20 protein-coding genes are annotated in these 23154 nt (G+C 40.0%); 10 read left to right on the forward strand and 10 right to left on the reverse strand.

Going from position 1 to position 23154, the window contains the following annotated elements:
* Positions 1–267: 267 nt before the first annotated feature.
* Positions 268–1032 (forward strand): putative type VI secretion system effector, encoded by a 765-nt coding sequence (locus WA352_RS03600; RefSeq protein ID WP_033134775.1) that lies wholly within the window; start codon positions 268–270, stop codon positions 1030–1032.
* 81 nt (positions 1033–1113) lie between these two features.
* Here WA352_RS03600 and trmB read toward each other — a convergent pair whose 3' ends face one another.
* Positions 1114–1830, reverse strand: a complete 717-nt coding sequence (trmB, locus tag WA352_RS03605; RefSeq protein WP_004654068.1) for a tRNA (guanosine(46)-N7)-methyltransferase TrmB — start codon at positions 1828–1830, stop codon at positions 1114–1116.
* 182 nt (positions 1831–2012) lie between these two features.
* Here trmB and WA352_RS03610 point away from each other — a divergent pair, with 182 nt between their 5' ends.
* On the forward strand, positions 2013–4451 hold the full coding sequence (locus WA352_RS03610; protein ID WP_033134774.1) for an ExeM/NucH family extracellular endonuclease: 2439 nt from the start codon (positions 2013–2015) through the stop codon (positions 4449–4451).
* A gap of 206 nt (positions 4452–4657) precedes the next feature.
* On the forward strand, positions 4658–5269 hold the full coding sequence (locus WA352_RS03615) for a glutathione binding-like protein (RefSeq protein ID WP_005294962.1): 612 nt from the start codon (positions 4658–4660) through the stop codon (positions 5267–5269).
* 53 nt (positions 5270–5322) lie between these two features.
* Here WA352_RS03615 and WA352_RS03620 read toward each other — a convergent pair whose 3' ends face one another.
* Together WA352_RS03620 and ahpF are read right to left on the reverse strand one after the other, a co-directional pair.
* Positions 5323–5667, reverse strand: a complete 345-nt coding sequence (locus WA352_RS03620) for a hypothetical protein (RefSeq protein WP_004806359.1) — start codon at positions 5665–5667, stop codon at positions 5323–5325.
* A gap of 157 nt (positions 5668–5824) precedes the next feature.
* Positions 5825–7390, reverse strand: a complete 1566-nt coding sequence (ahpF, locus tag WA352_RS03625; RefSeq protein WP_241345081.1) for an alkyl hydroperoxide reductase subunit F — start codon at positions 7388–7390, stop codon at positions 5825–5827.
* Positions 7391–7620: 230 nt separating this feature from the next.
* Between ahpF and WA352_RS03630 the strand changes: the two genes are divergently transcribed.
* Together WA352_RS03630 and WA352_RS03635 are read left to right on the forward strand one after the other, a co-directional pair.
* The gene (locus tag WA352_RS03630; protein WP_005204420.1) at positions 7621–7839 is read left to right on the forward strand and encodes a DUF1653 domain-containing protein; all 219 of its coding nucleotides are present in this window, start codon (positions 7621–7623) and stop codon (positions 7837–7839) included.
* A gap of 40 nt (positions 7840–7879) precedes the next feature.
* Positions 7880–8467, forward strand: coding sequence for an O-methyltransferase (locus tag WA352_RS03635; protein WP_005204419.1), 588 nt, complete (start codon positions 7880–7882; stop codon positions 8465–8467).
* Here WA352_RS03635 and WA352_RS03640 read toward each other — a convergent pair.
* Positions 8444–9493 (reverse strand): helix-turn-helix domain-containing protein, encoded by a 1050-nt coding sequence (locus WA352_RS03640; RefSeq protein ID WP_033132995.1) that lies wholly within the window; start codon positions 9491–9493, stop codon positions 8444–8446. The two genes, WA352_RS03635 and WA352_RS03640, sit on opposite strands and share 24 nt — an antisense overlap.
* Before the next feature lie 122 nt (positions 9494–9615).
* Here WA352_RS03640 and WA352_RS03645 point away from each other — a divergent pair, with 122 nt between their 5' ends.
* Positions 9616–10809 carry an alkane 1-monooxygenase gene (locus WA352_RS03645; protein ID WP_033132994.1) on the forward strand — a complete coding sequence of 398 codons (1194 nt, stop codon included), beginning with the start codon at positions 9616–9618 and terminating at the stop codon, positions 10807–10809.
* 51 nt (positions 10810–10860) lie between these two features.
* Here WA352_RS03645 and WA352_RS03650 read toward each other — a convergent pair whose 3' ends face one another.
* Positions 10861–11070: a KTSC domain-containing protein gene (locus WA352_RS03650; RefSeq protein WP_005204416.1), complete on the reverse strand. Its 210-nt coding sequence runs from the start codon at positions 11068–11070 to the stop codon at positions 10861–10863.
* 253 nt (positions 11071–11323) lie between these two features.
* Positions 11324–11887, reverse strand: a complete 564-nt coding sequence (gene ahpC / locus WA352_RS03655; protein ID WP_004654049.1) for an alkyl hydroperoxide reductase subunit C — start codon at positions 11885–11887, stop codon at positions 11324–11326.
* Between the two features lie 477 nt (positions 11888–12364).
* Here ahpC and hrpA point away from each other — a divergent pair, with 477 nt between their 5' ends.
* Entirely contained in the window at positions 12365–16219 is a 3855-nt protein-coding gene (gene hrpA, locus WA352_RS03660; protein WP_033132993.1) for an ATP-dependent RNA helicase HrpA, read from the forward strand.
* Between the two features lie 45 nt (positions 16220–16264).
* Positions 16265–17371, forward strand: coding sequence for a beta-ketoacyl-ACP synthase III (locus tag WA352_RS03665; RefSeq protein WP_004806370.1), 1107 nt, complete (start codon positions 16265–16267; stop codon positions 17369–17371).
* Positions 17372–17435: 64 nt separating this feature from the next.
* On the opposite strand, the gene lipA is transcribed toward WA352_RS03665, so the two are convergent.
* Positions 17436–18449 carry a lipoyl synthase gene (gene lipA, locus WA352_RS03670; RefSeq protein WP_033132992.1) on the reverse strand — a complete coding sequence of 338 codons (1014 nt, stop codon included), beginning with the start codon at positions 18447–18449 and terminating at the stop codon, positions 17436–17438.
* Positions 18450–18638: 189 nt separating this feature from the next.
* Here lipA and sthA point away from each other — a divergent pair, with 189 nt between their 5' ends.
* Positions 18639–20054 (forward strand): Si-specific NAD(P)(+) transhydrogenase, encoded by a 1416-nt coding sequence (gene sthA / locus WA352_RS03675; protein WP_004806376.1) that lies wholly within the window; start codon positions 18639–18641, stop codon positions 20052–20054.
* Positions 20055–20133: 79 nt separating this feature from the next.
* Positions 20134–20607 (forward strand): DUF3465 domain-containing protein, encoded by a 474-nt coding sequence (locus WA352_RS03680; protein WP_004806378.1) that lies wholly within the window; start codon positions 20134–20136, stop codon positions 20605–20607.
* A gap of 40 nt (positions 20608–20647) precedes the next feature.
* Here the strand turns inward: WA352_RS03680 and WA352_RS03685 are convergent, their stop codons facing one another.
* From WA352_RS03685 to mltB, 3 genes are all read right to left on the reverse strand, one after another.
* The gene (locus tag WA352_RS03685) at positions 20648–21100 is read right to left on the reverse strand and encodes an Mpo1 family 2-hydroxy fatty acid dioxygenase (protein WP_004806380.1); all 453 of its coding nucleotides are present in this window, start codon (positions 21098–21100) and stop codon (positions 20648–20650) included.
* A 135-nt stretch (positions 21101–21235) separates the two neighbouring features.
* Positions 21236–21847, reverse strand: a complete 612-nt coding sequence (locus WA352_RS03690) for a septal ring lytic transglycosylase RlpA family protein (protein ID WP_004806381.1) — start codon at positions 21845–21847, stop codon at positions 21236–21238.
* A 289-nt stretch (positions 21848–22136) separates the two neighbouring features.
* Positions 22137–23138 (reverse strand): lytic murein transglycosylase B, encoded by a 1002-nt coding sequence (gene mltB / locus WA352_RS03695; RefSeq protein WP_033132991.1) that lies wholly within the window; start codon positions 23136–23138, stop codon positions 22137–22139.
* Positions 23139–23154: the final 16 nt, after the last annotated feature.

Genomic DNA, 23154 nt, shown 5'->3' on the forward strand with positions numbered 1-23154 from the left:
AGATATAAAGAAATAAAATTTGAAATAATTAATATTTTATTTATTTTCTGATCTCTAAATTTTTTTGTAATTGAGCCATGTTTTTTATTTTTAAATTTGGAAGTAATTTTGATGTAAGTAATATGTTAATTGGATAGAAAGTTATTTTTGTTGTGTATGCTTTGGCTTTTTATTTTTAATATTTGGTCTTACACATATAAAAGACTTATTTTTTAATATGTTGTTATCTAATTGATTTTTATTAATGCAATAATGTGATGGATTTAGATGAAAGTTGTTTACGGTAAAATTAAAAATCTTCAGTATGTTGATGCAATGATAAGTGAGCTCCCTAAACCAAAAAAAGTTAGAGCACAAGCTGGAGCTACAGCATTGGTATCGATTTTTTCTGAGTCTGGAGGGATGGGTGCTGCTGCTACCTTGGGTGGAGCAAATGGCGAACCAGGTTATTATATTTATTTCTGTATTGATCATATCAATTTTTATGCCGCGCTTACTTCTGTTTTCTTTAAAGAAGATGAAGACGTATATGTCGTTTATGATGAAAATGTGGAAGGTGACTTTAATGTCTTAGCAGTTATGAATAAAAATAATAAGTTATTAGGCATATCTTTGCCTTTTGGAGAAACGGTAGAAATGGTAACAAATAGCCACAGCCCCAAGAATTTGGCTATTGTTGCATCGGGAATGTCGATATTCATGCTTATAATATCATTGTTCTTGACTGATAACGGCACTATTAATGTAGACATAATGGATTATGTCTTTTTATATGCATGTATTTTAGTTTTACCATTTGTTGTGATATTTGGGATAGGGGCGAGTGCGAAAAAAGAGTTACTCCGTTATGCTCTCATATCGGATCAAATTTATAAGTTGTTAGGAGTAAAAGACTTAAAAGTATTTGAGAAAAGGGATCTTACATTAGCTTATCATGATGTTGAGAATAGACAGTTATGTAAGGATATACATGATTACACCCAGTTTTTAGATTACGATCCTCAGCCACTAGTAGATGTAAAGACTAATTGAGTCATATAAAATCTATAAATAAATGAGAAGAAGTAAAAAGCCACTAAAAAATTAGTGGCTTTCTCGAAAAACTAAATCAGCTTATTTAATTTTCTTAAAGATAAAATCATTAATCTTATGACCAGATTCAAGACCACGACGCTCAAATTTAGTCACTGGACGCCATTCTGGGCGAGGGTAGCTATTGCCTTTACCTGCCAAGTTTTCCATATCTGGACGGTTATCTAGGATATCAAGCATCCACTCTGCATACGGTTCCCAGTCAGTTGCTGAGTGGAAGGTACCACCAAGCTCTAACTTCTGTTCAACCAGTTGCATACGCTCATGAATCACAAAGCGGCGTTTAAAGTGACGCTTCTTCTGCCACGGATCTGGGAAATAAAGCTGTACACAGTTAATGCTGTTGTCTGGCATTTCACGTAACACTTGGATTGCATCGGCATCCAGTACAAACAGGTTCTTTAAGCCCGCCATACCCGCTTCATAAACACACTGTGCGATACCAGGCACATGCACTTCGATGCCGACAAAGTTACGTTCTGGATTGGCTTTTGCCATCAATACCAAAGAGCGACCCATACCAAAACCGATTTCAACAGTTAAAGGGCGTTCAGGATGTTCAAAATGCTGGCGTAAATCACCAACAGGGTATTCCAAAATTAAATCACGATAATCTTCTAAAGCAGTACGTTGTGAAGTATTGAGCGGAGCTGAACGACGCATAAACGTCACAATTTCACGGTGCTCAGGCAAATTGTCGAGTTCCGTAATTTGCGTTTCTAACTGATCGTTTGACATGATTCTGGAGATATAAATATAGAAATGCCGTATTTTAAGTGTTCAGGTGGTCAAGTCAAACTTTAAGTGATTTTATTTAGCCGATCATTTCTAAAATTGCTTAAAATTTGTCAAAAAATCTTCATGTAGCTGTCACAGAAATTGCATAGCCTAATTACAATTTTAACACTAAGTAAAAAACCATGAACAATTTTAAATACCATTCGATCGCCATTTGTTTAGGCCTGTTAGGTGCATCTTCACTCTTTTCTGCTGCACATGCACAACTGATGTTTAGCCAGTATGTCGATGGCAGCAGTAATAAAAAGGGACTGGAAATCTATAACCCCGATGCCACAACCGTGAATTTAGCCGATTATGAAATTCAGCAGTTTAATAATGGTGGCACAGTCAAAACCGCAGCTTTTCCTTTACAAGGTAGCTTGGCCAGTAAACAAAAATTTCTGATAGGTCGTTCTGAATTACAGGCACAATTGGGCGATAAGGTTAATCAAGTTGCGGGATTATCTTTTAATGGCGACGATGCCATTGTGTTGCTTTATCGCGGTACACCCGTAGATCGTTTTGGTCGTATTGGTGAGCGTCCAACGGCAGGTTGGGGCACAACGGTATTCAGTACTGCGAATAGCTTTAAACGCATTCAAACAGTTAATCCTGTAGTGAGTGTTGACCCGACCAGTCCATTTGACCTTGACCAATCTTGGCAGGCATGGACAGATCGAAATGATTTTTCGAATTTAACAGGTTCAACCACCACTCCACCTGTAGATGCAGTCAGCTGTAGCAGTAGCGATACACCAATTGCCAGCCTTGCGCAATCGACTCAAAATCAAAACTATACTATTCGTGGTGTAATCACGGCGGATTATCGTTATAGCAATGGTTTCTCAGGTTTCTATGTACAAACCCCTGATAGCAAAGCTACGCCAAATGTCAGTAATGCGATTTTTGTCTATATTCCTGCAAGCAGTGTAGTCAAAGGTGGGCAGGTTGGTGATGAAGTTATCCTACGTGGTCGTTTAACCAGTTATCAAAACCAACTTCAACTGGATCAGTTACAGCAGGATATTAAAACCTGTAACCAGAATATGGCATCGCTGATTCAACCACTGGACTTAAACTTGCCATTTAGCAGCTTGACCGATACTGCTGGTAATTCACCTAAGCGTTATCAAGGGATGTTGGTGAAATTACCGCAAACGTTGACGGTAAGTGAAAACTATAATTTTGGTCGTTATGGCGAACTTTCTCTAAGCCTTGGTCGCTTATTTATTCCGACCAATCTTTATCCTGCACTTTCAAATGAAGCCAAGGCTTTAGCGCAACAAAATCTGCTTTCAAAGATTATCTTTGATGATGGTTATAACAATCAAAACCGTGCACCGTGGTTGCCACAAAACTTTAGTGCGTTGAATACGCTACGTTCGGGCTATCAGTTAAAGAATGCACAAGGGATTCTAGAATATCGTTTTAATGCATGGCGTGTACAGCCGATTGCAGGTGCAAACTTGCCAGAAGTGGTGAACACGACCAATCCACGTACAACGATTGCGGCTAAACAAAGCAAACATATTCGTGCTGCGGCATTTAACGTGCTGAACTATGACAATGGCAAGAATGGTTTCCCAACCGAGCGTGGCGCCAACAGTCAGGCTGAATTTGATAAGCAACATACCAAAATCGTCAATGCATTAAAATCAATCGATGCAGACGTGTATGGTTTGATGGAGATTGCCAATAATGGTTATGGCAGTGATAGTGCAGTTGCTAACTTGACTAAAGCTTTAGGGCCAGACTGGAAATATGTGATTCCAGAAGGACTTAATCAGTTGGGTACTGATGTGATTGCGGTTGCGATTATTTATAACAGCAAACGTGTTCAGCCAGTGAATAAGCCTGCGGTATTGGATTTAGGGGATAAAAGCCGTTCAACCATTGCACAATCCTTTAAGCCTGTACAAGGTGGACAAATCTTTACAGTGATCCCAAATCATCTTAAATCGAAGAGCTGTCGCGGTGTCGATGAAAACTCTCTGGATGCAGATCAACGTGATGGGCAGGGCTGTTGGAACCCAACCCGAGTGAAAGCGGTTGAGCAACTCACCCAATGGATTGCCAAGAATCCAACCCAAGTGAAGAATCCGAATATCTTACTGTTAGGCGATATGAATAGTTATGCCAAAGAAGACCCAATCTTAAGTTTTGAGAAAGCCAATTACAAAGTTTTGCTGAATGACAGCAAAGTCGGTGAGGGGAGTAAGGCATATAGCTATGTCTTTGGTGTGGCGAGCGATGCCGATGGTTATGGCGGTGCAGGTAACCTTGATCATGCCATTGCCGATGCCAATCTGTATAAACGTGTGATTAAAACCTTTGCATGGCATATCAATGCCGATGAACCAACGGTATTGGACTATAACGAAGAATATAAAACTGATGAGCAAAAGGCTTTGTTCTTCTCGGCAGATGCTTATCGCTCGTCAGATCATGATCCTGTGATTGTAGATTTGGATATGAAAAGCTCGGATTCTCAACTTGAGCCAAATAATCCGAAGAATATCATCGTTGAATTTTTAAACTCATTATTTGAATGGTTAGGCAAACTTTTTGGTCGAGCGTAATCTGATTTCCGTGACATTGTTTGGTTTGTTTTTTCATAAATTAATCAATCGTCACGGAATATAACTTGCAAGGCAGAAAAAAATTCATTAATAGTAGTGGTGTAGATGTTCTTAGCATGAAAGCTATTATAAATTTTGGTTATTTCTGTTCTCGAGTTTCGTAGGAACGTTCTAGGGCATAAGTTGTTAGATAACAAGGATCAATTATGAAGTTGTATTATTCACCTGGTGCATGCTCATTGGCAGCCCATATTATTTTAAATGAAATAAATGTCGATTTTGATTTAGAACGAGTTGATCTAAAAACACATAAAACTTCAAAAGGTGCAGATTATTACGAGATTAATCCAAAAGGCTATGTCCCTGCTTTGGAAATTAATCCAGGTTTGATTTTAACTGAGAATGTGGCAATTTTACCGTTTTTGGCACAGCATGATCCTAAACAGGATTTGATTCCACCATCAGGAATGGGGCGTGCTAAAGTCCTAGAGTGGTTAGGCTACTTGAATTCAGAATTGCATGATGCTTATTCAGTATTCTTTGGCGGGAAGCTCACTGACGATGAGAAAACCAAAGCCTATGCAGAAGTTGATCGTTTGCTTAAATATATCGACAATTATTTAGCTGAATCGGATTGTGATTATTTGGTCGATGATAATTTTGGTCCTGCGGATGCCTATCTATTTGTTCTTACCAACTGGTCAAACCATATTGAACATGACTTAACGCCATATATCAATATTATTGCATTGCGTAATAAAGTGGCTGAACGTCAGTCTGTACAAATTGCGATGCGGGATGAAGGTTTATTAAGCTAATTCAAACCAATAAAAAAGCCTCTGTTTACAGAGGCTTTTTTATTTCAACTCAATTATTGTTGAGCTTTTTCTTTCACATCAGCAGCAGTTGATTCTACTGCACCAGCAACTTTAGCCGTTGCATCACGTGCCGCAGCCTCAGTTTTAGCAGCAGCTTCAGCCGTTGCAGTTGCAGTGTGATCAGCAGCAGCATCAATTTGATCACCAGCAGTATCTACAGCCGTTGCAACATTGCTCGCAGCTGCATCAGCCGCATTTTGAACGTCTGCACCAGCTTGATCAGCAGCATGTTCTAAATGCTCACCCGTGGTTGCACCAGTTTCAGGTGCTTTATCTTTATTACAGCCTACAAGCGCAACAGTAGCAGCAAGACCTAATGCAACAAGTAATTTATTCATTGTCTATTTCCTTTTCTTTGTGGCATCCAATCGGATATGGATACCGAAAATATAAACATAAACTTGATGAATAATAAAGTTGAAAATTTGTTGATAACTTGTAAAAACACGCACTTACATCGGAAAATGTAAGTGCGTGCACATGTTCTGAGTAGACTTATACTCCAGAACGGATCATATAATCAAAAGCAGACAGCGATGCTTTGGCGCCTTCACCTGTGGCAATGATGATTTGCTTGTACGGTACTGTCGTACAGTCACCTGCGGCAAAGACACCTTTGACATTGGTTTCGTTGCGATCATTAATCACAATCTCACCACGATTACTCAACTCAACCGCACTGCTCTTTAAGAAATCTGTGTTTGGTAATAAACCAATTTGTACAAAGATCCCTGCAAGTTCAACTGTGTGTTCAACATTAGTAGCACGGTCTTTGTATTTCAATGCCGTTACCTGAGCACCATCACCAACCACTTCAGTACTTAAGGCATTCATGATCACAGTGGTATTTGGTAAGCTATTTAATTTGTCCTGCAACACTTGGTCTGCACGAAGTTTGGTATCAAACTCAACCAAAGTCACATGCTCAACAATCCCTGCAAGGTCAATCGCTGCTTCAACACCAGAGTTACCTCCACCAATCACCGCAACACGTTTGCCTTTGAATAATGGACCATCACAGTGTGGGCAGTATGCTACACCACGAGTACGGTATTCAGCTTCACCCGGTACATTCATTTCTCTCCAACGTGCACCTGTAGACAGGATGATGGTTTTCGATTCAAGCTTGGCACCATTTTCCAGTTCCACTTCAACCAGACCATTGGCCGTTTGATCTGCACCAGTGATTTTGCTGACACGTTGCAAGTTCATGATATCGACACCGTATTCACGAACATGTGCTTCCATGTCTTGAGCGAACTGAGGACCGACAGTTTTTTGAACAGTGGTGAAGTTCTCAATGTCCATGGTATCCATCACTTGACCACCGAAACGTTCAGCCACAATACCCGTTTTGATGCCTTTACGTGCCGCGTAAATCGCTGCTGTACCACCCGCAGGCCCACCACCAATCACCAACACATCAAATGCATCTTTGGCATTGATTGCGGCTGCATCTTTCTCAGCCGAGTTGCTATCCAACTTCGCTACAATTTCTTCCAAAGTCATACGACCTTGACCAATATGCTGATTGTCTTGGAACACCATTGGCACAGCCAAGATTTTGCGTTCTTCAACTTCGTCTTGGAAGAAAGCACCATCAATCATGGTTGCCGTGGTATTTGGATTGTTAATCGCAATCAAGTTGAGTGCTTGAACCACATCCGGACAGTTATGGCAGCTCAGCGATACAAACACATCAAAGTTGGCAGTCAAGTTTAAGCCTTTGATCTGAGTGAGTACTTCATCAGACACTTTAGGCGCATAACCTGATACTTGTAATAATGCCAAGATCAAAGAAGTAAACTCATGTCCCATCGGTAAGCCAGCAAAGAACACACGTGGTTGTTCACCTGCTTTGGCTACACCGAAACTAGGACGGCGAGCGTTTGAACCGTCAAAACGCGCCGTAACTTGGTCAGAAAGTTCCGCAATTTCAGTCACGAGTTCTTTAATTTTTTCTGCTTTGTCGGAGTCATTTAAAGCAGCAACCAACTCGATTGGACTTTCTAAACGTTCTAAGTAAGCTTTTAATTGAGTTTTAATATTTTGATCTAACATGTATTTCTCCAAACGCTAAGACTTTTAAATCAGCTAAATTCATTCAATGAGGCTATAGTACGCAAAAGTACTGAATAGGTAAAACAGTATGTTTTTATGAGTTTGATCGGTTTTTTGAATTTTTAATAAATTTACTATTTTTTGAAGATTTCTTTCACAAAAAATTTGAGTACAATCAAAGTTGTTATATAACTGCAATCATTTCGTGGCATAAATAAAGGGTAAGTAATATGACCTTACAACGTGGCATTTATCAACACTATAAAGGTCAGCTGTATCAAGTGTTTAATGTGGCTCGTCATAGTGAAACCGAAGAGGAATTGGTGGTCTATCAATGCTTATATGGTGATTACTCAATGTGGGTACGTCCATTGGCAATGTTTAGCGAAACCGTTCAGCTCGATGATGGTCAAATTCTGCCACGCTTTAAACTAATACAAACGACTTAAATTAAATACACTTTGCATAAGCGTAGTTGGGGGATCAGATATGACCAGCACTGTATTTTTAAAACGTATCTCTGATTTATATGATGAGTTTAAACAACATGATGCTCGACAGTCTGATCGTTTAAGACGCTACCGAAATATTGAAGCTGAGTCAGCTAAGCTACTTGCGATGTTGGTTCGTACTCAACGATCAAAACGGATTCTAGAAATTGGGACATCTACAGGCTATTCAACACTTTGGCTGGCGGAAGCAGGTAAAAGCGTCGGTGGGGCTGTACAAACCCTAGAAATTAATGCCTTTCGCAGTGCGCAAGCAAAAAAATATGCGGAAGAATTTGGCTTGGAGCCGTTTATTGATTTTTGGGTGGGAGATGCTGCTGATTATCTGGCCCAAGCGGTTGAACCTTATGATTTGATTCTACTGGATGCTGAACGTGGTAGTTATGTGAGCTACTGGCAAGACTTAAAGCGTTTATTGCAGTCTTCGGGAAGTACTTTAATTGTTGATAATGTGATTTCTCATGCAGCAGAGGTGAAGGAATTCCTCGAACTGATTAAAGATGATGAAGATTACATGAGTACCATTCTGCCGATTGGTGCAGGTTTATGTATGGTAGTGTTGAAGTGAATTGATTTTACTTTGATGATGTAGTCGATATGCTTGAGGGCTACAGCCAATCACTTTATTAAATGCACGGGTGAAATTGGCAGGATTAGAATAACCCAGCTCATAGGCAATATGGGTAATGGTAAAGCTAGAATTTTCTAATAACTCAATCGCACGCTCAGTGCTGATTTGCTGCTTTAAAGCTTGAAATTCAACGCCTTGTTGCTGTAAATAGCGTTGCAAGGTCTTGGTCGAAATGTTTAATACTTTGGCACATTCCATGAGGGTTGGGACTTGATTGGCTTGTCGCAACATCATGCTGACCCATTCCACAATTTCTCCTTGATGATAGATCTTCTGGATTTGTTCCTGACAGCGTTGTTCAACTATTTTTAAACTATGTGCATCTGCCAAAGGTAAGGGGAGTGCTAATTGCTGCTGATCAATCACCACGCGGATACCTGAAAGCCAAGTATAGTTAAAGTGGAAATTGGCTTTTACTAAGGTTAAATAACGTTCTTGATAGCTTGGCTCTGGAACACTCAAATAGACTTGATAACGTTGTAATTGCTGACCTGCCAACTCTAATAGGCTGTAGTAGAACGCTACGGCAATCGCTTCAATATGAAAGGCCAAACATTGCTTATTCATCTGCAAAATTGGTTCAAATAATAGTTCAACTTTTTGTGAGCCTGTTGGAAACTGAATGCTGAGCTTAAAACTTGGCATAATCAGTCTAAAATATTGTGCAATCAGCCTAAGTGCATGTTCCAGATTAGGACTGGTCATGAGTGCATAACCGACGAGACTATGTGAGCTGAGCTTGATATTTTTGCCCAGTTCAAAGGCCAAGTCTTGGGTATTGGGCAGACTTAAACCAATCTCAATGAATTGTTCAATTTGCTGAATCGATAATAATTCTGTTTTTGCCAGTTCTTGCTGCACAGCCATCAACAAATCATTATCGTATTGATGCGTACCGATTAGAATTTCAATCAGTCGTAAATAATAACGTGATGGAATAACAGGGATCTGTTGCTTTTGCACAAGAAAAACTCAGTAAAGTCTTAAAATGATAATAGCAAGTCTTAAAATGATAATATAGAGGGCCGGTGAAGAGACACAATCAACTCAAGCAAAACATTTTGTGTTTGATTGAGGAGTTTCTAATGAATATGCATACTCAACTGGATGTCGAGCAAGCGACAACAACATTTAAGGATAAGAAACGTCATTTATGGCTATTGGGTTTGGCTGTACCGACCATTGCGATGGGTGGTTTGGCGGGCTATCAGTTTGGCCCTAAAAAAACGAAAAAGTTCTTTGCTTCATTTGGGCCATTATTTATTCATGGCGTTATTCCAACATTAGATAAATTAATTGGTGAAGACACCGAAAACCCACCATTAGATGCAATCGCGGATTTAGAAGCCGATCCGTATTACGCTCGAATTGTTAAACTTTTTATTCCATTACAATATGCAACCAATATTTATGGGGCTTATTTAGCCAGTCGTAAAGACACCCCAGTTGCAGATCAGGCCTTATTGGGAACTTTGGTGGGCATGGTCAATGGAATTGCGATTAATACTGCACATGAACTGAGCCATAAGAGTGGGCGTCTAGAGCATTATCTTTCGCATTTGGCTTTAGCGCCATCGGGTTATAACCATTTTCGAATTGAACACCCGTATGGACATCATCGTCGCGTTGCAACACCTGAAGATCCAGCATCTTCACAATTTGGCGAAAGCTTTTGGAGGTTTTTACCGCGTACTGTGATTGGCAGCTTTAAATCGGCGATCGAAATTGAGAAAAACCGTTTAGAACGTAAGAAACTGCCTTTCCTCTGTAAGGAAAATGAGTTAATTCATGGCTGGGCGATGTCTGCTGTATATCATGCCGCCATGTTTAGCAAGTTTGGTATGCGTTCAGTCCCGTTCCAAGTCACGCAAGCAGCTTATGCGATTACCTTGTTTGAATCAGTAAATTATATTGAACATTATGGTTTAAAGCGTGCAAAGAAAGAAAATGGCCAATATGAACGGACTTTGCCAGAACATAGCTGGAATAATAATAATGTGGTGACCAATTTGTTCTTGTATCAATTACAACGTCATTCGGATCATCACGCCAATCCGACTCGAAGCTTTCAAACCTTACGTCACTTTCAAGATGCGCCGCAGTTACCCGCAGGTTATGGTGCCATGATTCTGCCAGCATTTATTCCATCTTGGTGGTCAAAAATCATGGATGATCGGGTTGTAGCGCATTATAAAGGTGACCTCAGTAGAATTAATATGCATGCTGATGTGAAGGAAGAAATGCTCGAGAAGTATATTGAGCAAAATGACGCGGCTTAAATAAGCGAAAGATATAAAACAGATCAGCCCCAACGGGCTGATTTTTTATGACTAGGCTGAAATACAGAGTCGTTTAAAATGTAGATCAAATTCTAGATATTTATGCACAAAGGCAGTTTTATCATTGGTGCGAAGTAAATTATTGTAGATAAACTCTGGAACGGGATGATAAAGCTCACCTGAGCCATTGCTATAGAAAATTTTTAAATAGCGTGAAGAAACATCATATTTCCAAGAGGTTACAACAACTGGTTTTTCCATATATTTGTCCCCATTTTGATTTGATCTTTTAGTACATGGTTAATAACTCTGGTGTTCTATTCTTTGACAGTACTCCAACTGTAACCGTCTGACAATTCATAAATGAAGCTTGCTATAAATTTATAAGTATAAGAATTGTAAAAAAATAGCTATAAATTTTGGGTGTGAAATAGGGCTTGGATTGATAAAAATAATCAATAAAAAAACCACCCTAAAAAGGGTGGTTTCAAACCAATTGGTCTAATCTAAATAATTAGATTTTACCAACTAAGTCGATAGATGGAGCAAGCGTAGCTTCGCCTTCTTTCCATTTAGCTGGGCAAACTTCACCTGGGTGAGCGTGAACATATTGAGCAGCTTTAACTTTACGAAGAAGTTCAGATGCATCACGGCCGATACCACCAGCGTTGATTTCAACGATTTGGATTTTGCCTTCTGGATCGATTACGAAAGTACCACGGTCAGCAAGACCAGCAGCTTCGATTAATACGTCGAAGTTTTTAGAAAGTGTCCAAGTTGGGTCACCGATCAATGGGTATTGGATTTTACCAATAACTTCTGAAGTGTCGTGCCAAGCTTTGTGCGTGAAGTGAGTGTCAGTAGACACGCCATAGATTTCAACGCCTAATTTTTGGAATTCAGCATAGTTGTCAGCAAGGTCGCCTAACTCAGTTGGACATACGAAAGTGAAGTCAGCTGGGTAGAAGAATACAACAGACCATTTGCCTTTAAGATCTGCTTCAGATACGTCAACAAATTGACCGTTGTGGTACGCAGTCGCTTTAAATGGTTTAACTTCAGTATTAATTAAGCTCATCATTGTCTCCATGATTGAGGTTTTATTGAGAGGCTAACGCCTTACTTGTTTACGAGGTCAAGAATAAATAATTTTTAGTTATTGGGGAAATAGTATTTTTACATGACTAAAATCGGAAAATTGAATAAATCAATAAAAACGACTTTCACCCAAGAATATCTGTCCTATTTGACTGCATCGAGATGAAGCAAACATGACAAAAGATCCAGAACTAATGTGCATAACAACATGAAGTCTACGCCATCAAAATTCAAGGGTAAAATTGAAAAAATCTAAAATTATATAAAAAACGGAGATATACGATTAAATATTCTACATCAGATGAATATGTAAAATGATCTGGGAATAAAAAAGTATAATTGGACGAATAAGTGCGGTTTTAGATTTTATCTCAAACAGTTTGAAAAGGTTTCTTTGCATAGCAAGGGCTTAAGGCGTAAAATAGCCGATTATTTAATTTTTCAGGAAAGCTGTTCAGTGCAGAGTCATTTAAATGTAGATCAATTGGTTATGGCACGTGACCGTCACCGTTTAAATCGACTGCGCAAAGATAAAAAAACAGAAACAGCGGAAATCGAAAAACTGATTCAACAATCGAATCATAAAGTAAAACAACGCTTAGCACGTGTTCCCAAGATCAAGCTGAATCAAGACCTACCTGTTACCCAATACGCAGACCGTTTAATTGAGGCGATTCAAAAGCATCAAGTCATTATTGTTGCTGGTGAAACGGGTTCTGGTAAAACTACACAGCTTCCCCAAATCGCGATGCTGGCAGGGCGTGGACTCACTGGGATGATTGGTCATACTCAGCCACGTCGATTGGCGGCTCGAAGTGTCTCACAACGTATTGCAGAAGAAGTGGGCGAGAAGCTTGGCGAATCAATTGGCTTTAAGATTCGTTTTAATGAGCAAGGTTCACAAGATTCAATCGTCCGTTTGATGACAGATGGTATTTTGTTGGCTGAATTGACCAATGACCGTTTTTTATCAAAATACGATACGATCATTATTGATGAAGCGCATGAACGTTCACTCAATATTGACTTCATTATGGGCTATCTCAAGCAGCTTTTGCCAAAACGCCCTGATCTAAAAGTTATCGTGACCTCGGCTACGCTAGATGTAAATCGTTTTAGCCAGTATTTTTATAATGCACCAATTTTTGAAGTAGAAGGTCGCAGCTTTCCTGTCGAGCTACGTTATCGTCCAATCTCTGAGCTGAGTATTGTCGGTAGCGATGACGACGAGTTTGACGATTTTGAAGAAAATTTACCGCGCGCTGTAGTACAAGCGGTAGAAGAGTGTTTTGCCGATGCTGAAGCAAAAGGTCATCCTGAATATGCGGATATTTTAATTTTTGCCAGTACAGAGCAGGAAATCCGTGAATTACAGGAAACGCTGCAAAAATATGGTCCTCGTCATACTGAGGTGTTGCCTTTATATGCACGTTTAGCACTGGCTGAACAGCAAAAGATTTTTAGTCCAAGTGGCAAAGGTCGACGCATTATTATTGCGACCAACGTGGCTGAAACTGCATTGACGGTTCCGAATATTCGCTATGTGATTGACAGTGGTTTTGCTCGTATCTCGCGTTATAACTACCGTTCTCGGGTACAGCGCTTACCGATTGAAGCGATTTCACAAGCTGCAGCCAACCAGCGTAAAGGCCGCTGTGGTCGTATTGCTGCGGGTGTATGTATTCGTCTATACAGTGAAGAAGACTTTTTAAGTCGTCCTGAGTTTACTGAACCTGAAATTAAACGGACCAACTTAGCCTCTGTTATTTTGCAAATGCAAAGCTTAGGTTTGGGCAATCTAGAAGATTTTGATTTTATTGAGCCACCTGATTTCCGTTTGGTGAATGACGGACGTAAGCTCTTGGTTGAGTTAGGTGCATTAAACGAACGTAAGAATGATTTAACCAAAGTCGGTCAAATGATGGCGCGTATGCCAATTGACCCACGTTTAGCACGTATGTTGGTTGGCGGGGCTCATTTTGGTGTGCTCAAAGAAACGTTGATTATTGTCAGTGCCTTGGCTATTCAAGATCCGCGTGAGCGTCCTGCGGACAAGCAAATGCAGGCAGATCAAAAACATGCCTTGTTTAAAGAAGCTGACTCAGACTTTTTATTCTATTTAAAACTTTGGAGTACGCTGCAAACCAGTCCTGAAACACAAACTGAAAATAAGCGCCGTCAATTTGCACGTCAGCACTTTTTAAGTTGGTTACGTCTTCGTGAATGGAAACAAACCCATCAGCAATTGGTTGAATTGGCAGAAGGTTTAAAGCTCAGTTTTAATGAAAAATCAGCCAATTATGAAAACTTACACCGTGCGCTGTTAACTGGTTTGCTTTCATTTATCGCGAATAAAACAGATGAACGTAATACTTTTATGGCGGTGCGCCAGCAGAAGGCTAAAGTTTTTCCTGCCAGTACCTTACACAAGACCAATACCGCTTGGGTTATGGCATTTGAGATGGTGGAAACCTCTCAGGTGTATTTACGGACTTTGGCAAAAATTGATCCTGAATGGATTCTATTGGCTGCGCGTGATTTATTGAAATATCACTATTTTGAACCACATTGGTCGAAAAAAGCGGGTATTGTTAATGCTTATGCGCAGATTTCTCTGTTTGGTTTGATTATTGAACCGAAAAGATTAATCAATTTTGAAAAAGTGGACCAACCTGCGGCACATGAAATCTTTTTACGTGATGCCTTAACGACAGGTAATTTAGGTATTACGCCGCCATTTTTAAAACATAACTTACTCAAACTTCAAGAAGTTGAACGGGTTGAAGATAAATTACGTCGTCGTGATTTGGTGGTGGATGAAGAGACTATTTACCAGTTCTATGCAGAGAAAGTGCCAGAAGAAATTGCCAGTCGCAGCAGTTTTGAAGATTGGCGTGCAACCATTGAGTCAGAGCATCCGCGTTATTTATTTGTAGATGATGATGCGTTATGGATGAATGATCGTCCAACGACGCAACAATTCCCAGATTATTTGCATAATGGACAACTGCGACTTGCTGCCAGCTATCGTTTTGACCCTAGCCATGATGAAGATGGTGCGACAGTTAAAATTCCAGTGCAGGCTTTACCGCAAGTGGATGAAAAGCAGTGGTCATGGGGCATTCCAGGGTGGCGTCAGGATTTAATCGAAGCTTTATTAAAAGCACTACCAAAAGACAAGCGTCGCAATTTGGTGCCGATTCCAGATACAGCTAAAAAGCTCATGCAGGGGATTGATGCGGTTCATCTGCGTGAACATTTATTTAGCTACTTGGCGTTTGCTTTACGCGGTGAGCAGATTACGGAAAAAGATTTTTCTTTTGAGCGCATTGATCAGTATCTGATTCCGTTTATCAAGGTGGTAGATGAAAAAGGCAAGTTGATTGCACAAGGGCGTGATCTAGATGAGTTAAAAGCACGTTGTCGTGTTGAAACCCATCGTCCAGTGAAACAGCAACAAGGCGAGTTCCAGACCTTCCCTGAAAATTTTGTATTCGAAGCATCGCAAAAAGTAACAGGTGTTGTGATCAAGCAATATCAGGCCTTGGTGCCAAGCAAGCTATTTGCTGATCTTGACGCCAAAGATGAATCTGGCGTGGTGATTCAAACCTTTAATGATCAGGATGAAGCGATTAAGCAACATCGAGAAGGGGTGATTCGTCTTGTACATATGCAGTTGGGGGATTTAATCCGTCAATTGAAAAAACAGATTTCCAAGCCGTTGGCTCTCGCTTATTCACCCCTGGGTGATCGTGCCAAGCTGGAACAAATGCTGGTTTATGCAACCTTGCAAGTTTCAATTCAAGATCTACCAAAAAATTCGGCTGAGTTTCAGCAGTTACTCACTGAAACTAAAAAGCAATTTTTAGCAAATGGTCAACAGACATTAAGTGATTTAACTGAAATATTTACTCAATGGCAGCAGATCCGCCGTGAGTTATTGGTGTTGGATCAAAGCATCTTTGGTCGAAGTGTAGATGACATTGAAGATCAACTTGATTTAATGTCATTAGCAAACTTTGTTTATAGCCGTCCTGCTGAAATTTGGCAGGAATACCCGCGTTATTTAAAAGCGCTGCTATTGCGTTTAGATCGTTTGCCCAATAATCTACAACGAGACCTTGCTGCAATTGATGATGTCGATCCATGGATGGACAAAGTATTTAAATTTAAAAATGATCCTAAAATCAAAGAACTGTATTTGATGTTGGAAGAATTTAGAATTTCTTTGTTTTCTCAGCCGATGAAAACAAAGCTGCCTATTTCACCAACTAGATTACAAAAACTATGGGATCGATTAGCAATCGGTTAAACTGAGAAATATGAAAGTTAGAAGCATTCTTTACAGGAGTTTTACATGGGCATCCGTATAACAGGTACAGGTTTATTCCACCCAACCGAATCTATTTCCAATGAAGAATTGGTTGAAAGTTTAAATGCTTATGTAGAACAGTATAACCAAGATAACGCAGCGCAAATTGAAGCTGGCGAAATTGAAGCACTTCGTGGCTCAAGCCCTGAATTTATTGAGAAAGCATCGGGTATTCAACGCCGTTATGTGGTCGAAAAATCAGGTATTCTTGATCCGACACGTTTACGTCCGCGCTTGCAAGAGCGTAGTAATGATGAACTTTCACTTCAAGCAGAGTGGGGTGTTATTGCTGCTAAGCAGGCGATGGAAAATGCAGGTGTTACCGCAGAAGATATCGACGTTGTAATTTTGGCATGTTCAAATATGCAACGTGCCTATCCAGCGGTTGCAATTGAAATCCAGTCAGCTTTGGGTATTCAAGGTTATGCTTATGACATGAACGTGGCATGTTCTGCTGCAACGTTTGGTTTGAAACAAGCCTACGATGCAGTGAAATGTGGTGCACGCCGTGTACTCTTGCTCAATGTTGAAATTACATCGGGTCATTTAGACTACCGTACTCGTGATGCACACTTTATCTTTGGTGATGTTGCGACAGCATCAATTATTGAAGAAACTGAAACCAAATCGGGTTATGAAATCTTAGATATCCATTTGTTTACCCAGTTCTCAAATAATATCCGTAACAATTTTGGTTTCTTAAACCGTAGTGAAGATGCAGTTGTTGACGACAAGTTATTCCGTCAAGATGGTCGTAAAGTCTTTAAAGAAGTTTGTCCACTAGTTGCGAAAATCATTACCGCACAATTGGAAAAACTTGAGTTAAGCGCTGAACAAATCAAGCGTTTCTGGTTACACCAAGCCAATGCCAATATGAATGAACTGATTTTGAAATTGGTGGTCGGTAAAGAGGCTGATTTAGAGCGTGCACCGATCATTCTGGATGAGTTTGCCAATACCTCATCTGCAGGTGTGATTATTGCGATGCATCGTACTGGTGAGCAGGTCAATGATGGTGAGTATGCTGTGATTTCTTCATTCGGTGCTGGTTATTCTGTCGGTTCGATTGTAGTGCAGAAGCATATTGCCTAAAGTTTTGTTTTAATCATAAAAAAAACACCACAATTGTGGTGTTTTTTTATTGCCAACTAAAAAGTTAAGCTTCAATCGCCTGAACTGCAATTTTCTTGGCAGGATCGACTTTACGGCGTACCACTGGAACAGGTTCACCATGGTATTGGCGATCAGCAAAGTAGCTTGAGCGAACCATTGGCGCAGACCAGATATTTCTAAAGCCAAGTTTACGACCATGCTCAGCATAACGCTCGAATTCATCTGGCGTTACAAAGCGGTCAATCGGCGCATGTTGCTTAGATGGCTGTAGATATTGACCAATGGTAATGTAGTCAACATCATGTGCTCTAAGGTCATCGAGCAGGGCAATCACTTCTTCTTCAGTTTCACCGATGCCGACCATCAAACCACATTTGGTTGGTACATCAGGGCAGTATTCTTTAAACATTTTTAACAGCGTTAAAGAGTGCTGATAATCAGAACCTGGACGCATCGCTTTATACAAACGTGGCACAGTTTCAATGTTGTGGTTGAATACATCTGGCGGACATTCAGTCATGATGCGTAAGGCAATATCCATACGACCACGGAAGTCAGGTACTAGAATTTCCAATAAGGTTTTTGGGCTTAATGCACGGGCTTCTTTGATACAATCAACGAAGTGTTGCGCACCACCATCCAAAAGGTCGTCACGGTCAACCGAGGTAATCACGGCATATTTGAGGCCGAGATTGGAAATGGTTTCTGCCATGTGGCGTGGTTCATCTGGATCTAGAGCATTTGGGCGACCATGTGCAACGTCACAGAATGGACAGCGACGTGTACAGATATCACCCATGATCATGAAGGTTGCTGTACCACCACCGAAACATTCTGGTAGGTTGGGGCAAGCCGCTTCTTCACATACGGTATGCAGTTTTTGCGAGCGCAAGGTTGTTTTGATACGCTGAACTTCTTCTGGAGCGGTCATCTTGACTCGAATCCAGTCAGGTTTGCGAGGTACTTCAACCGTAGGGATAACTTTTACAGGAATTCTCGCGACTTTTTCCGCGCCACGAAGTTTTATACCCTGTTCAGGTTTACGGTGTTCAGACATATAATTTCTACAGCCTTTGACTTGAGATATCCCGTTATTATAGTCAAATTTACCGTAATAAAGCATGAAAAGTGGTATTCATTTTGAAAATGTAAATATATAAAAATATATAGTTGTGAAATACATCATCTGGCTGCATATTGGTTATCATATATATAGCAAAACGGTTAAGAGACAAAGGAGCTTTGAATGCCACGTAAGAAAGAGGTCGTTGGTGGGAATATTGTCAAATATGATGCAGTAATTCTCGGTTCTGGCCCAGCTGGCGAAGGCGCGGCAATGAAGCTTGCAAAAGCAGGTAAGCGTGTTGCAATCGTTGATGTTCGTGATCAACTCGGTGGTAACTGCGCACACGTAGGCACAATTCCAAGTAAAGCTTTACGTCAAACAGTTTCAAGTATTATTCGTTATCAACGTGACCCAATGTTTCAAAAAGTAGGTGAGTGGAAACAATTCACCATGAAACAGGTACTACGTAATGCGCATAAAGTCATTCAACAGCAGGTTGATACGCATACACGTTTTTATGATCGCAATAAAATCGAAGTTTTCCACGGTCGTGCGTATATCCAAGATAAAAACACCGTACTGATTTTTGGTCAGGATGGCATTAAAGATACCATTATTTGCAAGCAAATCGTGATTGCAACGGGTAGCCGTCCATACCAACCAAAAGGTTTAGATTTCAATCATCCGCGCGTATTTGATTCGGACAAGATTCTTGACCTTGATTATTCAATCCAAAAGATCATCATTTATGGTGCGGGCGTAATTGGTTGTGAATACGCTTCTATTTTTATCGGACTCGATCATAAAGTTGATTTGATCAACACCCAGCAAAAGCTTTTAAGCTACCTTGATGATGAAATTGCCGATGCATTGTCATATCACTTACGTGAACAAGGGGTATTGATTCGTCATAATGAGCAAATTGATCGTTTAGAAACTTTTGATGATCATGTGGTCTTACATTTACTCAGCGGTAAGAAGATCAAGGCAGATGCGATCTTATGGTGTAATGGCCGTTCAGGTAATACCGATGGTCTAGGCTTGGAAAATGTGGGCTTGGTACCGAATGGTCGCGGTCAGCTCATGGTCAATGATCAATATCAAACTGAAGCTGAAAATATTTATGCTGCAGGTGATGTGATTGGTTGGCCTTCACTTGCTTCCGCTGCGTATGACCAAGGTCGTTGCGCAGGTGCAAACATGGTAGGCGAAAAGAATGTGAAGCCAATCCGTGATGTACCAACAGGTATTTATACCATTCCAGAGATTTCTTCAATTGGTAAGACTGAACAAGAACTGACTGAAGAGAAAGTGCCTTACGAAGTTGGTCAGGCTTCTTTCCGTCATTTGGCACGTGCACAGATTACTGGTGATACCGTCGGTGAATTAAAGATTCTGTTCAATCGTGATACTTTAGAGGTCTTGGGTATTCACTGTTTTGGTAACAATGCAGCAGAGATTATTCACATTGGTCAAGTGGTGATGCACAGTCCAAACAATACCTTGAAGTATTTCGTAGAAACGACATTCAACTATCCAACCATGGCTGAAGCCTATCGTGTTGCGGCTTTGAATGGTATGAATCGACTATTCTAAATGTGATAGACGTTGTATGATCAAAATGCCAATCAATTCGATTGGCATTTTGCTATTTTGCGTCTGATAAAAGGTAAATATGAAAACTCAAAAAAATAATCTGATCATTATTGCGATCATTGTGTTGATTGCAGCTTATTTCGGTCTTGATTTTAAGCAAAAACAAAATACCAGTAATTCTTCCTCTATACCAAGTACGAGTAGTGCTGTAGCGGTCGATGATCAAAACAAGATCATGCAAGCCTATCAGCATCAACGAAGTAATGTACAGGTCCAAGCACAAGGTGTTGTGAAAGCGATTTTGCCAGATGACAATGAAGGTTCAAGACATCAGAAAATGATTCTTAAACTGGAGAATGGTTTAACCGTATTGATCGCACACAACATTGATTTAGCCCCAAGAATCGAAGGGCTGAAAAAAGGCGATACAGTTGAGTTTTTTGGTGAATATGAATATAGCCAAAAAGGTGGTGTCATTCATTGGACCCATCATGATCCACGTGGAAAACACATCGATGGTTGGTTGAAATACCAAGGGAAAATCTATCAATAACAGTTTCCCTTGGCTGGTTGCTTGCAAGATGTGCGCTAAATTAGCTTGTAAGCGCTGATTTTTGACGAATTTTCCATTTAGGTAGGACTTTAGCTAAATAAGCGTCCATGCACCACACAGGGCCAATCAGAAGGAATTGTAAATCTTTAAAGAATGAAGGCTTCTTGCCCTCAACTTTATGCCCATAAAATTGTCCGATCCACGCAATCACAAAAACACCGATATAGAATCCAACTCCCACAGGTAGGATCACAATTAGCCACGCCATGACGGCTAATAAAGCAGCCATTGCTATTGCAAGTACGACATCCAGACGTGCGTAAAACACCAAAGTTAAAACCAGCAATAGGGCGGTGAGTAAGGTGCTAAAGTGCGCCAGAATACCAATGATCGAAAATAGAATGGCAGGAACACAGACCCAGTGGATTTTTTTGTTGGTTTGGTTTTGGTGACTGTCACTATATTCATCAAACCATTCGTCAATCGATTTCACAGCGCGCTCCTTGCAGTATTCATTTTTATTTATTCAATATACCGAAGAATAGGATAAGGCGTAAAGCATTAACAAATGTAATAGATAAAAATAAAAAAGCCGCAATAAGCGGCTTTTTAGTAATGGTCTTAATGATTAAGAATTAGGACCATCAACACGTTCAATGCTCACATTGCCCGTACCTGAACTAGACATACCAAGTTGCTTTGCAGCGCCATAAGATAAATCTAATACACGGTTACCATGGAATGGACCACGATCGTTAACTTTTACAACAACACTTTTGCCATTGTCTTTGTTTGTTACACGGATATAACAGTTCAAAGGAAGGCTACGGTGAGCAGCAGTCATAGCATTCATATCGAATGTTTCACCGCTTGCTGTTTTGCGACCATGGAATTGACGACCATACCACGATGCAACGCCATTTTGGCTGAATTTACGAACGGTGTTCGAAGCAACAGTATTCAGTTTTTCAATCACTGAAGGCTCTTCTGCTGGGATATCGATCTTAGCAGCGATCGTTTGGCGACGTACTTTGTCACCTGAACTCTCAGTGATTGAAAGACTATTAACGTTTGAAAAACGAGAATTAAAATTTTGAGAATCTTTGCTTAGTACGCGGGCAGCCAAGTTAGAACCTTCAACATCATTGGTTAATGATGAAGACTGTACCATTTCAGCATGTAACGGGCTTAAACTTAAGCCTGCCGTCAGCGCTATAATATATTTTAGCGAAAACTGCATTGTATAAACTCCTAGAGAACATGCTTTTCTATTTCAATAAAAACACCTTGAAATATAGTGCACATGTCTAATTATTCACTTTTGCAATTACTTTATCTTGCGGCGATAATATTCATCACTTACGAAGTGTGTCTAGTCCTTAACGATAAATAGTTACAAAAAGGGCAAAAACTTACAGTTTCTGGTTAAAAAATAATCAATATTGTAACAATTTATAAATTTTGCTGATTAAGTGTACTTTTTTAATAAAAAATTTATTGACTTTTCATAATGTTGTAAAAAAGCTAGCCTATCGGCTAGCTACTTCGGTGCCTAATAACCATACAGCAGTTGCATACATGCGACTCTTGTTGTAGGTCGTAATGACTTGGAAATTTGGATAAGTAATATAGTAAATTGGACCAAATTGGTCTTGTAATTGAATAACATTGACTAAATCAAGATCATCAATTTTTACCAAAGGGTCAATTGGTGCGACTCCCAATTTTTTCAATTCACCATAAGGAACTGGCTGGGTCAAATCTTTAGCAATCACGCTATCTGGATTGTTACCTAAGTAGCGAGCAGGGAAGCCAATTGGACGATCTCGCTGCCAACCGTGTTGAGCTAAATAGTTGGCAATTGAACCAATTGCATCAGCAGCAGAGTTTCTTAAATCGATATGTCCATTACCATCGTAATCCACGCCTAATTTTTGAATATTGCTTGGCATGAATTGCGGGTAACCAATCGCACCTGCATAAGAACCCATGATACTGTTGGTTGGATAGCCTTCTTTATATGTCCATGAAATTAATGCAGCCAATTCATCGCTAAAGTAGTCAGCACGACGAGGGTAACCAAAGGCAAGCGTTGCTAAGGCGTCTCTAGTGATGAAAGAGCCTTTATTGGCACCATAGCCCGTTTCTACACCTAAAATGCCGAGAATCACCGATTTAGGTACACCATACTGCTGTTCAGCACGATTTAGTACATCTTCATATTGGCTTTTAAAACGTGCACCACGTTGAATGGTACCTTCAACTAAAAACATTGAACGATATTGATACCAAGGTTTACTTTCACCAGGGCGAGTCATGATGTTCAAAATATTGGGTAAATTACGCGCACCACTCATCGCAGCATCGATTTGTTCGCTGCTTAAGCCGTAGGTTGTCATTGCCTTTTGTTTGAAAGCAAAGTAATTAGGGTGATTGTAAAATTCATTTGCTTGTGCCCAATTACTGCTCAAGAATAAACCAGCACTTAAAGTTAAAAATTTAAAAGTTTTATTCAAAGTAGGAAGAAACATAAGTTTATAAAATTCC

The organism is Acinetobacter sp. 102 (genome assembly GCF_037028485.1).
Taxonomy (GTDB): domain Bacteria; phylum Pseudomonadota; class Gammaproteobacteria; order Pseudomonadales; family Moraxellaceae; genus Acinetobacter; species Acinetobacter higginsii.

Coding starts and splice junctions, on each gene's coding strand:
- WA352_RS03600 (WP_033134775.1), top strand. CDS start 268: ATGAAAGTTGTTTACGGTAAAATTAAAAATCTTCAGTATGTTGATGCA.
- trmB (WP_004654068.1), bottom strand. CDS start 1,830: ATGTCAAACGATCAGTTAGAAACGCAAATTACGGAACTCGACAATTTG.
- WA352_RS03610 (WP_033134774.1), top strand. CDS start 2,013: ATGAACAATTTTAAATACCATTCGATCGCCATTTGTTTAGGCCTGTTA.
- WA352_RS03615 (WP_005294962.1), top strand. CDS start 4,658: ATGAAGTTGTATTATTCACCTGGTGCATGCTCATTGGCAGCCCATATT.
- WA352_RS03620 (WP_004806359.1), bottom strand. CDS start 5,667: ATGAATAAATTACTTGTTGCATTAGGTCTTGCTGCTACTGTTGCGCTT.
- ahpF (WP_241345081.1), bottom strand. CDS start 7,390: ATGTTAGATCAAAATATTAAAACTCAATTAAAAGCTTACTTAGAACGT.
- WA352_RS03630 (WP_005204420.1), top strand. CDS start 7,621: ATGACCTTACAACGTGGCATTTATCAACACTATAAAGGTCAGCTGTAT.
- WA352_RS03635 (WP_005204419.1), top strand. CDS start 7,880: ATGACCAGCACTGTATTTTTAAAACGTATCTCTGATTTATATGATGAG.
- WA352_RS03645 (WP_033132994.1), top strand. CDS start 9,616: ATGAATATGCATACTCAACTGGATGTCGAGCAAGCGACAACAACATTT.
- WA352_RS03650 (WP_005204416.1), bottom strand. CDS start 11,070: ATGGAAAAACCAGTTGTTGTAACCTCTTGGAAATATGATGTTTCTTCA.
- ahpC (WP_004654049.1), bottom strand. CDS start 11,887: ATGAGCTTAATTAATACTGAAGTTAAACCATTTAAAGCGACTGCGTAC.
- WA352_RS03665 (WP_004806370.1), top strand. CDS start 16,265: ATGGGCATCCGTATAACAGGTACAGGTTTATTCCACCCAACCGAATCT.
- lipA (WP_033132992.1), bottom strand. CDS start 18,449: ATGTCTGAACACCGTAAACCTGAACAGGGTATAAAACTTCGTGGCGCG.
- sthA (WP_004806376.1), top strand. CDS start 18,639: ATGCCACGTAAGAAAGAGGTCGTTGGTGGGAATATTGTCAAATATGAT.
- WA352_RS03680 (WP_004806378.1), top strand. CDS start 20,134: ATGAAAACTCAAAAAAATAATCTGATCATTATTGCGATCATTGTGTTG.
- WA352_RS03690 (WP_004806381.1), bottom strand. CDS start 21,847: ATGCAGTTTTCGCTAAAATATATTATAGCGCTGACGGCAGGCTTAAGT.
- mltB (WP_033132991.1), bottom strand. CDS start 23,138: ATGTTTCTTCCTACTTTGAATAAAACTTTTAAATTTTTAACTTTAAGT.